The sequence below is a fragment of the Azorhizobium sp. AG788 genome (genome assembly GCF_004364705.1).
GTDB classification, from domain to species: domain Bacteria; phylum Pseudomonadota; class Alphaproteobacteria; order Rhizobiales; family Xanthobacteraceae; genus Azorhizobium; species Azorhizobium caulinodans.
Genome location: NZ_SOBM01000007.1, coordinates 21,574 through 35,112, shown reverse-complemented (window position 1 = coordinate 35,112; position 13,539 = coordinate 21,574). Strand labels below are relative to the sequence as shown.

Below are 13,539 nucleotides of genomic sequence, written 5' to 3'. Positions count from 1 at the left end.
GTGCCGGATCGCGTGCTTACGCCCGAGGCGCCTGCGCCCGTGCCTCGCCCGGCCGGACTGATGGGCCTGATCCGTCTGTGGATGTGGCGCGTCCGCTCGCGGGCGGAGCTCGCGGAACTGGATACGGAGCGTCTCCGCGACGCGGGCATCCATCCGCGTCTTGCCCGGCGGGAGGCCGACAAGCCCTTCTGGCGCGCCTGATCGCGGCGCGCAGGGGCGCGGTGGACGTGCGGGGCGCCTAGTCGTTCCGCCGCGCGCCATAGACGCGCAGGAACAGGTTCACAGCCCGCTCCACGGTCTTCTCCATATGGTCGCGGCTGATGGTGGCCGCCGAGCCGAACAGGACCGGCGCGAGGATCGTGTCCTTCGACAGCGACAGGAACTGGCTGGCCGCCGAGTCCACGTCATCAATGTCGAGCTCGCCCTGCGCCACCTTGGCGGAGAGGAAGGTGGAGAGGCGGCGCACGCCGGAATTGGGACCGGCATCGAGGAAGCGGCGGCCGATCTCGGGAAATTTCTCGGCGGTGGCGATCACCATGCGGACGGTCGCCACATGCTCCGGCCGCAGCATCGCCTCCAGGAATGACATGCCCAGCTTCTTGAGGGCGGCCGCGAGGTCCGGCTCCTTGGCATCGAGCACGAAGAGGCGCTCGGCGGTCTCCTCGCATTCGGTGGTCACCAGGGCCGCGAAGAGATCCACCTTGTCTTCAAAATAGACATAGAGCGTGCCCTTGGAGACGCCAGCCGCCCGCGCAATGTCGCCCATGCTGGCCGCGTCGAAGCCGCGCTCCAGAAACACCTCGCGCGCGCCGCTCAGGATCTGGCGTCGCTTCTCTGGCGCCTGTCCGGCGCCGAAGGCGGGGGTCTCGTTCGCAGCTGGAACGCTCAAAATGCGGTTCTCCTTCGACATCTTTCTATTCCTCGACGGGCGCCCATAATCAAGCGGCCGTCCTGTCCATCCGGTGCCGTCCCTCCGCCCGATGGAAATTTCTGACCGAACCGTTCAGTTCTCTGTTGAAATAGTGCGAACCGGCGGTTATTACAATAACCACCGTGACCGAACGGTTCGGTCAAGACCCTGATCCGCAACACAGGGTCCTGATCGGTGCAGAGGGAGGAGAGCAACCGCCCCCGCTCTCCTCCCTCAAACCGGCCTTTTCCTGGGAATCTGCTGCGCAGGTCTCTGCGCGCGTGAGACGCCCGGAAACCAAGGCGCCCTATCCGGCGCAATTCCGTTCAGCGACATGCCAGAACGACCCGACGCCCAAATCAGGCTGATGCATCATCCGGGCATCCGTTGTCGATGGCGGCGGCTAACCCCGGCTGCGTGTCCAATCTCGCATACATAGCGCAAGGAGTAAGAATAGCGCGGCGCCAGTTGCCATGGAATTAGCTCCCTGTCCTTCCGGGAGGAGGAGGCCGCCAGGGATGGCAATCGCAAGAACCCATAATGGTTTCACGATCGCAAATGCCGTGAGTGAGAAGAGTATATTAGAAATAATATTGATGGTGAGTTTCATTTGAATGATTCATTGTTTCTACGCCAATGGCGAATCATTGAATAAAATGGGCGGTCAATAAAAACTGCGAGCCGGCAGAAATGGGTACTTGATGGCTTGCCGGCCCTTCATCCCTCGCGCGAAACACCGGTTCGTCCGGCCGCCTCCCTGAGGAGTGGCGGGCCGTCGTCGATTTCTGTTCCGCGACGCTGCCTCAGTGGGCCTCTTCCCAATTGTCGGCGGCGCGGGCTTCCACCTGTAGCGGCACGGCGAGTTCGACGGCCGGGCGCGCCGCCGTCTCCATCACCCGGCGCACCACGGGCAGGGTCGCCTCCACCTCCGCATCGGGCACCTCGAACACAAGTTCGTCATGCACCTGCAAAAGCATGCGGGCCGACAGGCCGGCATCGGCGAGGGCGCCCTCCATGCGAATCATCGCGCGGCGGATGATGTCCGCCGCCGTGCCCTGAAGGCGGGCGTTGATGGCCGCGCGCTCGTTGAAGGCGCGGATGGACGGGTTGGAGGCGGCGATATCCGGATAGTGGCAGCGCCGGCCGAACAGCGTCTCCACATAGCCGTGCTCGCGGCAATAGGCGCGGGTCTCGTCCATATAGGCGCGGATGCCGGGGAAGCGCTCGAAATAGCGCTTGATGTACTGGCCCGCCTCATCGCGCGGAATGCCGAGCTGGTTGGCGAGGCCGAAGGCGGAGATGCCGTAGATGATGCCGAAATTGATGGCCTTGGCCCGCCGGCGCACTTCCGAGGGCATGCCCTCCACCGGCACGCCGAACATTTCGGAGGCGGTCATGGCATGGATGTCGATGCCGTCCCTGAAGGCCTGACGCAGCGCCGGGATCTCCGCGATCTCGGCCAGCAGCCGCAGCTCGATCTGCGAATAGTCCGCCGAGACGAGCTTGGTGCCCGGCACCGCCACGAAGGCACGGCGGATGCGCCGGCCTTCCTCGGTGCGGATCGGGATGTTCTGGAGATTGGGCTCGGAGGAGGACAGGCGCCCGGTGGTGGTGGCCGCCAGCGCATAGGAGGTGTGGACCCGGTGGGTGGTCGGGTTCACGTAATTGGGCAGGGCATCCGTATAGGTGGAGCGCAGCTTGGAAAGCTGGCGCCAGGCGAGGATCTTCTGCGGCAGCTCGTGGCCCGCCTCGGCCAGTTCGTCGAGCACATTGGCCTTGGTGGACCAGGCGCCCGTGGGCGTCTTGGTGGCGCCGGGCAGTTGCATCTTGCCGAACAGGAGGTCGCCGATCTGCTTGGGCGAGCCCACATTGATCTTCTCGCCGGCGAGCCCTGAGATCTCGTCCTCCAGCCGGGCGGCACCCTGCGCGAATTCGGAGGAGAGGCGGGCGAGCGTCGCGCGGTCGATGGAGATGCCGCGCGCCTCCATGCGGGCAAGCACGGCGATCAGCGGGCGCTCCAGCGTCTCATAGACCGTGGTCATGCCCTCCGACGGCAGGCGGGGCTTCAGCACGCGCCAGAGTCGGAGCGTCACATCCGCATCCTCCGCCGCATAGGCGGTGGCGGCCTCCAGCGGGACGCGGTCGAAGGTAATCTGGCTCTTGCCCTTGCCCGCCACTTCCGTGAAGGCGATGGGCGTGTGGCCGAGATATTTGATGGACAGCTCGTCCATGCCATGCCCGCCGCGCCCGGCATCGAGCGCATAGGACATGCACATGGTGCAGTCATAAGGGGCCACCGTGATGCCGTGCCGGGCGAGGACGGCGGCGTCGTACTTGACGTTGTGGCCGATCTTCAGCGTGCCGCCGTCTTCCAGCATGTCCTTCAGCGCCGCGAGGGCGTCGTTGAAGGGGATCTGGCCGGGCAGCAGCCCTTCCGTGAACAGGCCGTCGCCCGCGCCCACATGGGCGAGTGGGATATAGCAGGCCTCGTTCGGCGCCAGCGCCAGCGAGACGCCCACGAGGTCCGCCTGCATGGGATCGACCGAGGTGGTCTCGGTGTCGAAGGCCACGAAGCCCTGATCACGGGCTTTGGCGCACCATGCCTTCAGCTCGTCGAGGCTGGTGAGCATCCGGTAGTGGCTGCGGTCCACCTTGGTGGCGCGGGCCTCCTGCGCGCGGGTGGCGGCAAGGTCGGCGGGTTCGAGGACGTTCGGCCGGGCGCCCGTTGAGGTTGCCACCGGAGCGGCCGGGGCGGCGGCATCCGCCTCCGTCTCCGGCGGGGTGGAGACCGGCGCGCTCTGGCCGGCGAACAGCGGTCCCGCGCCGGACACGGCGAGGCGCGGGTCGGGGTCGATCTCGGCGGCTTCGACGCCAAAGGCCTCGGCGGCCCGGCGCACGATTGTGGTGAATTCCATCGCCTTCAGGAAGGACACCAGCTGCTTGCCGTCCGGCTGTTCCAGCACGAGGTCGGCGAGCGGCACCTCCAGCGGCACGTCGGTGACGAGCTTCACCAGTTCCTTGGAGATGCGGGCCTTGTCCGCATGCTCGATCAGCGACTGGCGGCGCTTTTCCTGCTTGATCTCGGAGGCGCGGGCCAGCAGCGTGTCGAGGTCGCCATAATCCTTGATGAGGGTGGCGGCGGTCTTGATGCCGATGCCGGGCACGCCGGGGACATTGTCGGTGGAATCGCCGGCGAGGGCCTGCACGTCCACCACCTGCTCCGGCCCGACGCCGAAATACTCCACGACTTCCGGCACGCCGATGCGCCGCTCGGGGCGGGAGCCGCGCCCGCCCGATTCGCCGGAGGCCGGGTCATACATGGCCACCCGCTCGCCGATGAGCTGCATCAGGTCCTTGTCGGCGGAGACGATGAGCACGTCCGCGCCCGCCGCCTGAGCCTGCCGGGCATAGGTGGCGATGAGGTCGTCCGCCTCGTAGCGTGCCTGCTCCACGGGGATCAGGCCGAAGGCCTTCACCGCCTCGCGCATCAGCGGGAACTGGGGAATGAGGTCGTCCGGCGGGTCCGAGCGGTTGGCCTTGTAGAGCGGGTAGAGCTCCTTGCGGAAGCTGTCCTCGGACTTGTCGAAGATGATGGCGAGGTGGGTCGGCCGGATGCCCAGCGCCCCGTCGCGGACGAACTGGAAGAGCTTCGTGCAGAACAGCCGGACCGCGCCGGTGGGCAGGCGGTCGGAGCGGTAATTGTACTTCCGGTCCTGGTTGATGGACTGGAAATAGGCGCGGAACACGAAGGAGGAGCCGTCCACCAGGAAGACGTGGTCGCCGGGCTGGATCGGGCGGGGTGCAGAAGACATTGGGCCATCCGTTGATGCGGCGCGCACGATGCCCGACGCTCGCCGCCCGAACAACCCTCTCGCGCCCGCCGCTTTGGCGCGGCCCGTCAGCCCACCGTGCGCAGCGGCTTCTCCAGCACGGCCAGCACGCGCGGCAGGTCCTGTCCGCGCTTCAGGATGAGGCCGGTCTGGGAGACGACGCTGTAGGCGCCCTGCCGGCGCGCGAGCTTGGGGTCCTTTTCGATGCGGTAGAGCGCCACGTCGAGGGAGCGTCGGAAGATGGAGAAGACCGCGCGGTCCTTCAGGAAGTCGATGGCGTAGTCGCGCCATTCGCCCGCCGCGACCATGCGGCCATACAGGCTGAGGATGCGGTCCAGTTCATGGCGGTCGAAGGTCACGACGGCTGGGGCGGGGGTCACGGGTGCCGCTGGCGCGGGGGCCGGGCCACGGTGTATGGGTTCGATCTCGCCCATCGGGCCTCCTTGGCTGGTGCCGTCATGATCGTCCCGGCAGCACCGCCTTTCAAGGGGGCGCATAGCCGGCTTTGCGGACCACGGGGCTTGAGCTTCGGCGTAATCACGCGCTCGTCACTGCCCACCACAGTCTCGCCGCCTTTCGGTCAAGCGGGGGACAATCGCCTGGGCGATCTTCATACCCGTAGCAGGGCCGGTTCCGCCGCTCCGGTCTATCCCAGCCCCCCAGCCCCCCGGGGTGGTGTGAACCGGTCACTGCTACGCTTCCAAATTTTGAACTTCCAAGGCCGCGCAAGCGGCCTTTTTGTTGTCCGGCATTCGGAAGTCTGGACGCTGGAAGGCCGGGCGCTCGCCGGCGCAGGCCATCGCCGCGCGGCGCGTCCGACACCGGATCGGATGGGGGTCAGTTCAGGGGGGTGGTCGCGGCGCCGAGGATGGCGCCGGGGGCGGCGAACGTGCCGGACTGGACCAGCACCACCACGGCATTGGCACCCTCGAAGCGCAGCTGGTTCACGGGCACCTTGAAGGTGTCCGGATCGCCGTCCCAGGTGCCGACGCGGACCCAGCCGCGCACCACATTGGTATAGGTCACCTGACGGCCGCTGTTCTCACCCCGGCCGATGGAGACGGTCTGGCTGCGGATGACGGGGCAGGCCCAGACTTCCGCGCCGGGGGCCTGCGCGAGCGCGCCCACATCCACCAGAAGGTCGTCGCCGTCGCGGGAGAGCTTCACCGGCACCATGAGGGCCGAGCCGCCGGCCTTGGCGCTCATCAGCGCCTTCTCCACCGCCAGCCGGTCGCTGCCGACGGCGGCCTGCGTGCCGTCCACCACCATCTGCGGGGTGTAGATCTTGCGGTCGCCGCGCACGTCCGCATAGGCGCGCTGGCGCTGGGTATGGCCGTGCTGGGCGAGGGTGTCCTTCCAGCCGACATAATCCCAATAGTCCACCGCCAGGGTGAGGGAGATCACGCCCGGATCGCGCGCCAGTTCGCCCAGAAGGGCATCGGCGGGCGGGCAGGAGGCGCAGCCCTGGCTGGTGAAGAGTTCCACCACGGCCTTCGGCAGTTCGGTGCCGGCGGAGGCGTTGGTCTTCGCGTCCGCCTTGGCGTCCTCCGCCATGGCCTGCGTGCCGAAGCCGATGCAGGCGAGCATCAGCAAGGCGGAGAGCAGGCGGTGCGGAAGGAGGGCGCGGGTCATGGACGCAGGATTTAGCCGTGACGTGGTGAAGGACCAGTCAACGCATAGGCGCCGGGCAGCGCCGGGGCGAGTCACTTCGCAGTGAGATGCAAGAAGGCCCCGCAAGCGCCCATTCCGGCGGCGGGGCCTTCGGGAAGAACGGGCGGAAGCGGCCACGGCCGCACCCGCCCGGCAGGATCACGCCGCGAGCGAGCGCAGCACGTAGGGCAGGATGCCGCCGTTGCGGAAGTAGTCCAGCTCGTCCAGCGTATCGATGCGGCAGAGCAGCTCGACATTCTTGACGGTGCCGTCGGCGAACTTGATCTCGGCGGTCAGGTTCTGGCGCGGCTTGAGGTCGCCCTCGATGCCCTTGAGGGTGACGATCTCGTCGCCCTTCAGGCCCAGCGTCTGCCAGCTCTCGCCGTCCTTGAAGACCAGAGGGACGATGCCCATGCCGACCAGGTTCGAGCGGTGGATACGCTCGAAGGACTGGGCCACCACGGCGCGCACGCCGAGCAGCTTGGTGCCCTTCGCCGCCCAGTCGCGCGACGAGCCGGTGCCGTATTCCTTGCCGGCGAACACGACCAGCGGCACGCCCTCGGCCCGGTACTTCATGGCCGCGTCGTAGATCGGCATCTGCTCGCCGTCCGGATAGTGGACGGTGACGCCGCCTTCCACGCCCGGCACCATCTGGTTCTTGATGCGGATGTTGGCGAAGGTGCCGCGCATCATGACTTCGTGGTTGCCGCGGCGGGTGCCGTACTGGTTGAAGTCCACCGGGCGGACCTGGTGCTCGATCAGATACTTGCCGGCCGGGCTCGCCTGCTTGATGGAGCCCGCGGGCGAGATGTGGTCGGTGGTGATGGAATCCAGGAACAGGCCCATGATGCGGGCGTCGAGGATGTCCTTCACCGGCACCGGCTCCTTCGTCATGCCGACGAAGTAGGGCGGGTTCTGCACATAGGTGGACGAGTCCTGCCAGGCATAGGTCTGGCCGGTGGGCGCCTGGATCTTCTGCCAGTGCGCGTCACCCTTGAACACGTCCGAATACTTCTCCTTGAACATCGCCTTGGTGACGTTCTGGCGGATGTAGTCGGCGACCTCCTTGTTGGAGGGCCAGATGTCCTTGAGGTACACCGGCTGGCCGTCCGAACCCGTGCCGAGCGGCTCGGTGGTGAGGTCGATCTGGAGCGAGCCGGCGAGCGCGTAGGCGACGACCAGCGGCGGGGAGGCGAGGTAGTTCGCCTTCACGTCCGGATTGACGCGGCCTTCGAAGTTGCGGTTGCCGGAGATGACGGCGCCGGCCACGAGGTCGTTCTTGTTGATCGCCTCGGAGATGGCTTCCGGCAGCGGGCCGGAGTTGCCGATGCAGGTGGTGCAGCCGAAGCCGACCAGATTGAAGCCCACCTTGTCGAGATCTTCCTGCAGGCCGGAGGCGTTGAGATAGCCTTCCACCACCTGCGATCCGGGCGCCAGCGAGGTCTTCACCCACGGCTTGCGGGTCAGGCCCTTCTTCACCGCGTTGCGGGCCAGAAGGCCGGCGGCGATGAGCACGGAGGGGTTGGAGGTGTTGGTGCAGGAGGTGATGGCGGCGATCACCACGTCGCCATGGCCCAGCGTGTAGTCCTCGCCAGTGACCGCTACGCGCTTGGCCGCCTCGCCGGCCTTCTTGAACTCGCCTTCGAGGGCCGAGAGGAAGCCGGTCTTCGACTCGGACAGCAGCACGCGGTCCTGCGGGCGCTTCGGGCCGGCCATGGAGGGCAGCACGGTGTCGAGGTCGAGTTCCAGCGTGTCGGTGAACACCGGGTCGAGGGTCTCGGCGGTGCGCCACATGCCCTGGGCCTTGGAATAGGCCTCCACGAGCTTCACGCGGTCATCGGCGCGGCCGGTCTCGTCGAGATAGGCGATGGTCTCGCTGTCCACCGGGAAGAAGCCGCAGGTGGCGCCGTATTCCGGGGCCATGTTGGCGATGGTGGCGCGGTCGGCGAGCGAGAGGTGCTCGAGGCCGGGGCCATAGAACTCCACGAACTTGCCCACCACGCCCTTCTTGCGGAGCATCTGGGTGACGGTGAGCACGAGGTCGGTGGCGGTGATGCCTTCCTTCAGCTTGCCGGAGAGCCTGAAGCCGATCACCTCGGGGATGAGCATGGAGATGGGCTGGCCGAGCATGGCCGCCTCGGCCTCGATGCCGCCCACGCCCCAGCCGAGCACGCCGAGGCCGTTCACCATGGTTGTGTGGCTGTCGGTGCCGACGAGCGTGTCGGGATAGGCCACCGTCACGTCCTTGCCGCCGATCTTCTCGGAGCGGGTCCAGACGGTCTGGGCCAGATATTCGAGGTTCACCTGGTGGCAGATGCCGGTGCCGGGGGGCACGACGCGGAAGTTGTCGAACGCGCTCTGGCCCCACTTCAGGAAGCGGTAGCGCTCCTGGTTCTGCTTGTACTCTTCCTCCACGTTCTTGCCGAACGCGGTGGCGTCGCCGAAGAAGTTCACGATCACCGAGTGGTCGATCACCAGATCAACCGGCACGAGCGGGTTGATCTTCTCCGGGTCGCCGCCGAGGTTCACCATGGCGTCGCGCATGGCGGCGAGGTCCACCACCGCCGGCACGCCGGTGAAGTCCTGCATCAGCACGCGGGCAGGGCGATAGGCGATTTCCTTCTCCGCCTTGCCGCGAGAGGTGAGCCATTCGGCGATCGAGACGACGTCGTCCTTGGTGACGGAGCGGCCGTCTTCGTAGCGCAGGAGGTTCTCGAGCAGCACCTTCATGGAGAAGGGCAGGCGGGAGACGCCGGGCAGGCCGTTTTGCTCGGCCGCTTCAAGGCTGTAATAGACGTACTCTTGGTCATCCACCTTGAGTGTGGTGCGGCTCTTGAAGCTGTCGAGAGAAGTCACGGCGCGTTTTCTCCGGTTCGATGATCGACCGACGCAAATCGCCAAGGGGGCGGGGAACGCAGACCCCGACACCATGGGCGGTGCGGTTCAGGGCGCTTTATAGAGCGATTTCAAACGGCGGTCATTGGGTAAGAAGACTTAAATGAACCAACTTGAAATGCCCTCGGCCGGCGGGGCGAATACCGCGCCGATCCTTCATGCACAAGGCCTTTCGTGCCAGCGCGGACAACGGAAACTTTTCTCACGTTTGTCGTTCGAAATGCAGGCCGGCCATGCACTTATCGTGGTCGGTCCAAACGGGGCCGGAAAGTCCTCGCTCCTGCGCATCGTCGCCGGGCTCCTGACCCCTACGGAAGGCAACGTCGCGCTGCGCGGAACGGATCCCGATCTCTCCCTCAAGGAGCAGCTTCACTACCTCGGCCATGACGACGCGCTGAAGGGGGCGCTCTCGGTGCGCGAGAACCTGTCCTTCTGGCGCGATGTGCTGGGCGCGACGGGTCTTTCGCCGGCTGGTGCGCTGGAGGAGGTGGGCCTCGGCGGCCTCGATCGCCTGCCGGCCTCGGTGCTCTCCGCAGGCCAGAAGCGCCGCCTCGCCATCGCGCGGCTGCTGGTGTCGAAACGGCTGTTGTGGGTGCTGGACGAGCCGACCACGGCGCTCGACGTGACGGCGCAGGCGCGCTTCGCGGAGCTGGCCCGCGACCATCTGTCCTGCGGCGGCCTCATCCTGGCCGCGACGCATACGCCCCTCGACTTCGGGCCGAGCGTCTCCGAATTGCGCCTCGGCAAGGCGGCGACGGGAGGGGTGTGATGGGGGTGTTGGCTCTTCAGATGAACGTAGTGATGCGCCCGGTCTGCCCCCTCCCAACCCTCCCCCGCAAGCGAGAGAGGGTTTTGCCTCCGGCCAACGACGCCGGCCCGCGCCGCTTGCACAACAGGCTCCCTCTCCCGCTTGCGGGGGAGGGGCGGGGAGGGGGCTCGGTCGGGTGCAGGCTCTGCGGTCCCACCCTCCGGAGCATCCCCGCATGATGTCCGCTTTCCTCGCCATCGTGCGGCGCGATCTGAAACTGGCGTTGCGCTCGGGCGGCGGCGCCGGGCTGGGCGTCGTCTTCTTCCTCTCGGTGGTGACGATCATGCCGTTCGCCGTCGGGCCCGATCTCGCCTTGCTGGCGCGAATCGGACCGGCGGTGCTGTGGATCGGCGCGCTGCTGGCGAGCCTCATCGGGCTGGAGCGGTTGTTCGCCGCGGATGTGGAGGACGGCTCGCTGGACGCCCTCTCGCTCTCGTCGCTGCCGCTGGAACTCGTCACCGCCGCCAAGGGGCTCGCCCATTGGCTCGCCACCGGCCTGCCGCTGGTGCTGGCATCCCCCGTGCTGGCGCTGATGCTGAACCTCGACCCTCAGGCCATCGGCGCGGTGGTGCTGACGCTGCTCGTGGGCACGCCGGCGGTGACGGCGCTGGGCCTGATCGGCGCGGCCTTCTCCGGCGCCTTCCGGCGCGGCGGCCTGCTGATCGCGGTGCTGGTGCTGCCGCTGGCTATCCCAGTGCTGATCTTCGCGGTTTCGGCCACCAGCGCCGCCATTACCGGCCCCGTGCCCTTCGGCACGCCGTTCCGCATCCTCATCGGGCTGACGCTGTTCGCGCTGGTGCTGGGGCCGGTCGCGGCGGCCGCAGCGCTCCGGACCGGGCGCTGAGGCGGGCGGCGATCAGGGGGTGAGGCGGGCGATCACCGCGTCCATGGCGCCCTTCACAAGGACGAAGGCGTAGCGATAGTCCACCTGCGTCACGTCCGGTGTCTCGGGATGTGGGACGATGCTGACCCAGTGGCTGCGGCTGAGGTAGTTCACGACCCCCTCGGCTCCGGCCACGTCGAGCCTCACGAAATCGTCACCGAGACGTTCTGCGAGCGTCTCCAGCGGCAGCTCGACCAGGAGCGCCGGCTGGCCCACCGCATGGATGAACAGGTTTGATCTGTCAGGATTTTCCGCGTCCGGCGCGGCGCAGAAGATGTGCGCGGTATTGACGGCGGCCTCCTGAAAGGGCGCGCCGATCGGCAGCGTGATGACCGGCATTGTCCCCCCGAAACCAGTCTCTTGTCGGCAACTTCTAGCAAGACAAGAGATTTTTAGCCACTTACGGAAGGTTCCGCAGTGGAAGCATTTCCCTCGCGCCGAAGCGTCCCAGTTTGCGCGCCGCGCGTTCCCCATTAGAAGCGAGGCCCATGGGAATTCTCGCGCTTGCCAACCCGACCCGTTTCGTCTGGCTCTCCGACCGCGTCCTGCCCTGGCTTAGCTGGGCGGCGGTGGTGGTGCTGGCCGCTGGCCTGTTCCTCGCCTTCCGCGCGCCGCCGGATTACCAGCAGGGCGAGACGGTACGGATCATGTACATCCACGTGCCCTTCGCCTGGCTCGCCATGTTCGGCTATTCGCTGATGGCCATGTCCTCGCTGGGCGTGCTGGTCTGGCGCCATCCGCTGGCGGACGTGGCGCACAAGGCGCTGGCTCCGGTCGGCGCCACCTTCACCTGCCTGTGCCTCATCACCGGCGCCCTGTGGGGGCGGCCCATGTGGGGCACCTACTGGGTGTGGGACGCGCGCCTCACCTCCGTGCTGGTGCTGTTCCTGCTCTATCTGGGCGTGATGGCCCTGCGCGCGGCCATCGATGATCCCAACCGCGCCGGGCGCGCCGCCGCCGTGCTGACGCTGGTGGGCTTCATCAACGTGCCCATCGTGAAGTTCTCCGTGGACTGGTGGAACACGCTGCACCAGCCGGCCTCGGTGTTCCGCATGGGCGGCTCCACCATCGACGGCAGCCTGCTCTGGCCGCTGCTCACCTGCGCCACCGGCTTCACTTTGCTTTTCCTGGCCCTGCACATGCTGGCGATGCGCACGGAAATCCTGCGCCGACGTGTGCAGGCCCTTGAGGCGCGGGCGGCCGCGCAGGACGGCGCCTGAGATGAATTACGATCTCTTCATCGGGGCGGCCTATGGCGTCGCCATTCTCGGCCTCGGCGGGCTGACGCTGGCGCTGATCCTCGACAACCGCGCCCAGCGCCGGGCGCTCAAGGAACTGGAAGCCCGCGGCATCCGCCGCCGGGCCCAGCGGGGGTGAGGCATGACGACGCCCGAAACGCCGCGCCGCCGCCGGCCCCTCTTCGTCATCCTGCCGCTGGCGGTCTTCCTGGCGCTCGCCGCCCTCTTCTTCGTGCGGCTGTTCGCGGGCGACCCCTCCCGCATCCCCTCGGCGCTCGTGGGCAAGGCGGCGCCCGCCATCGACCTCCAGCCCCTTGCCGGACTGTCGGGCCCGTCCGGTCCCGTGCCGGGCATCACCTCGGCCCAGCTCAAGGGCAAGGTGGCGCTGGTGAATGTCTGGGCGTCTTGGTGCGTGCCCTGCCGGGAGGAGCATCCCGTGCTGATGGGGCTTTCGCGCGATCCGCGCATCCTGCTGGTCGGGCTCAATTACAAGGACCAGCCGGACAATGCCCGGCGCTTCCTTGGCACCTTCGGCCTGCCTTATGCGGCGGTGGGGGTGGATGCCTCCGGCCGTTCCGCCATCGACTGGGGCGTCTATGGGGTGCCGGAGACCTTCGTGCTCGCTCCCGACGGCACCATCGCGCAGAAGTTCGTCGGCCCGCTCTCGGAGCAGACGGTCCGCGAGCAGCTGATGCCGCTCATCGAACGGCTCAGCGGCAAGCCGGCGGCTTGAGGATTAGGCCTCGCCTTCGGCCGGCTTGGCCTCATGACGGGCCATGAGCGGGGCCTGCGCCATGGCAAAGAGGAAGGTGAGCGGCAGGTAGCCGAAGGTCTTGAAGTTGACCCAGGTGTCGGTGGAGACCGAGCGCCAGACCACCTCGTTCAGCACCGCCATGACGAGGAAGAACACGCCCCAGCGGATGGTGAGGATGCGCCAGCCCTCATCGGTGAGCTTCACCATGCCGTCGAGCACGTAAGGCAGGAGCGGCTTGCGGAAGACGAGCCCGCCCAGCAGCAGCGCGCCGAAGAGGGCGTTCACGAGCGTCGGCTTGATCTTGATGAAATGGTCGTCCTGCAGCACCAGGGTCAGCGTGCCGAACACCATGACGACGATCGCCGAAACCAGCGGCATCACCGCGATCTTTCGCGCCAGCACCCACATGGCGAGCAGCGCGGCGGCCGTCGCCACCATGAAGACGCCGGTCGCCACATAGATCCCGCCATAGGAATTGCCGGCAAAGAACAGGGCCAGCGGTCCCATCTCCAGCGCCAGCTTCATGCCGAGGCCCATCTTCGGCTTGGGCGCGGCAGGGGGAAGCGGTGGC

Annotated in this window: 13 protein-coding genes; 6 read left to right on the top strand and 7 right to left on the bottom strand. The window is 67.3% G+C overall.

Annotated elements, in window-relative coordinates; all coding sequences use genetic code 11:
• Nucleotides 1-60: 60 nt before the first annotated feature.
• Complete coding sequence (locus tag DFO45_RS18540) at nucleotides 61-201, top strand: DUF1127 domain-containing protein (protein ID WP_208299831.1); 141 nt, start codon at nucleotides 61-63, stop codon at nucleotides 199-201.
• A gap of 37 nt (nucleotides 202-238) precedes the next feature.
• Here DFO45_RS18540 and DFO45_RS18535 read toward each other — a convergent pair whose 3' ends face one another.
• The 5 genes from DFO45_RS18535 to acnA all read right to left on the bottom strand — a co-directional run bounded on the left by DFO45_RS18535 (nucleotide 239) and on the right by acnA (nucleotide 9,246).
• On the bottom strand, nucleotides 239-889 hold the full coding sequence (locus tag DFO45_RS18535) for a TetR/AcrR family transcriptional regulator (protein ID WP_052286112.1): 651 nt from the start codon (nucleotides 887-889) through the stop codon (nucleotides 239-241).
• A gap of 824 nt (nucleotides 890-1,713) precedes the next feature.
• Complete coding sequence (polA, locus tag DFO45_RS18530) at nucleotides 1,714-4,722, bottom strand: DNA polymerase I (protein WP_133866035.1); 3,009 nt, start codon at nucleotides 4,720-4,722, stop codon at nucleotides 1,714-1,716.
• Nucleotides 4,723-4,808: 86 nt separating this feature from the next.
• The gene (locus tag DFO45_RS18525) at nucleotides 4,809-5,174 is read right to left on the bottom strand and encodes a DUF2794 domain-containing protein (protein ID WP_043879777.1); all 366 of its coding nucleotides are present in this window, start codon (nucleotides 5,172-5,174) and stop codon (nucleotides 4,809-4,811) included.
• 403 nt (nucleotides 5,175-5,577) lie between these two features.
• Nucleotides 5,578-6,372 (bottom strand): DUF1223 domain-containing protein, encoded by a 795-nt coding sequence (locus DFO45_RS18520; RefSeq protein ID WP_245518177.1) that lies wholly within the window; start codon nucleotides 6,370-6,372, stop codon nucleotides 5,578-5,580.
• Between the two features lie 177 nt (nucleotides 6,373-6,549).
• Nucleotides 6,550-9,246, bottom strand: coding sequence for an aconitate hydratase AcnA (gene acnA, locus DFO45_RS18515; RefSeq protein WP_133866034.1), 2,697 nt, complete (start codon nucleotides 9,244-9,246; stop codon nucleotides 6,550-6,552).
• Between the two features lie 157 nt (nucleotides 9,247-9,403).
• On the opposite strand from acnA, the gene ccmA reads away from it, so the two are divergent.
• On the top strand, nucleotides 9,404-10,054 hold the full coding sequence (gene ccmA, locus DFO45_RS18510; RefSeq protein WP_133866235.1) for a heme ABC exporter ATP-binding protein CcmA: 651 nt from the start codon (nucleotides 9,404-9,406) through the stop codon (nucleotides 10,052-10,054).
• Between the two features lie 217 nt (nucleotides 10,055-10,271).
• A complete protein-coding gene (gene ccmB, locus DFO45_RS18505) occupies nucleotides 10,272-10,937 on the top strand; it encodes a heme exporter protein CcmB (RefSeq protein WP_166657195.1) in 666 nt (221 codons plus the stop codon).
• Between the two features lie 12 nt (nucleotides 10,938-10,949).
• Here ccmB and DFO45_RS18500 read toward each other — a convergent pair whose 3' ends face one another.
• Nucleotides 10,950-11,315 (bottom strand): hypothetical protein, encoded by a 366-nt coding sequence (locus DFO45_RS18500; RefSeq protein WP_133866032.1) that lies wholly within the window; start codon nucleotides 11,313-11,315, stop codon nucleotides 10,950-10,952.
• A 149-nt stretch (nucleotides 11,316-11,464) separates the two neighbouring features.
• Here DFO45_RS18500 and DFO45_RS18495 point away from each other — a divergent pair, with 149 nt between their 5' ends.
• The 3 genes from DFO45_RS18495 to DFO45_RS18485 are packed head-to-tail and all read left to right on the top strand — an operon-like array spanning nucleotide 11,465 to nucleotide 12,947.
• Nucleotides 11,465-12,196 (top strand): heme ABC transporter permease, encoded by a 732-nt coding sequence (locus DFO45_RS18495; protein ID WP_133866031.1) that lies wholly within the window; start codon nucleotides 11,465-11,467, stop codon nucleotides 12,194-12,196.
• A 1-nt stretch (nucleotide 12,197) separates the two neighbouring features.
• Nucleotides 12,198-12,353, top strand: coding sequence for a heme exporter protein CcmD (gene ccmD / locus DFO45_RS18490; RefSeq protein WP_012172975.1), 156 nt, complete (start codon nucleotides 12,198-12,200; stop codon nucleotides 12,351-12,353).
• A gap of 3 nt (nucleotides 12,354-12,356) precedes the next feature.
• The gene (locus DFO45_RS18485; protein WP_133866030.1) at nucleotides 12,357-12,947 is read left to right on the top strand and encodes a DsbE family thiol:disulfide interchange protein; all 591 of its coding nucleotides are present in this window, start codon (nucleotides 12,357-12,359) and stop codon (nucleotides 12,945-12,947) included.
• A 3-nt stretch (nucleotides 12,948-12,950) separates the two neighbouring features.
• Here the strand turns inward: DFO45_RS18485 and DFO45_RS18480 are convergent, their stop codons facing one another.
• A complete protein-coding gene (locus DFO45_RS18480) occupies nucleotides 12,951-13,505 on the bottom strand; it encodes a septation protein A (RefSeq protein ID WP_043880647.1) in 555 nt (184 codons plus the stop codon).
• Nucleotides 13,506-13,539 lie beyond the last annotated feature (34 nt).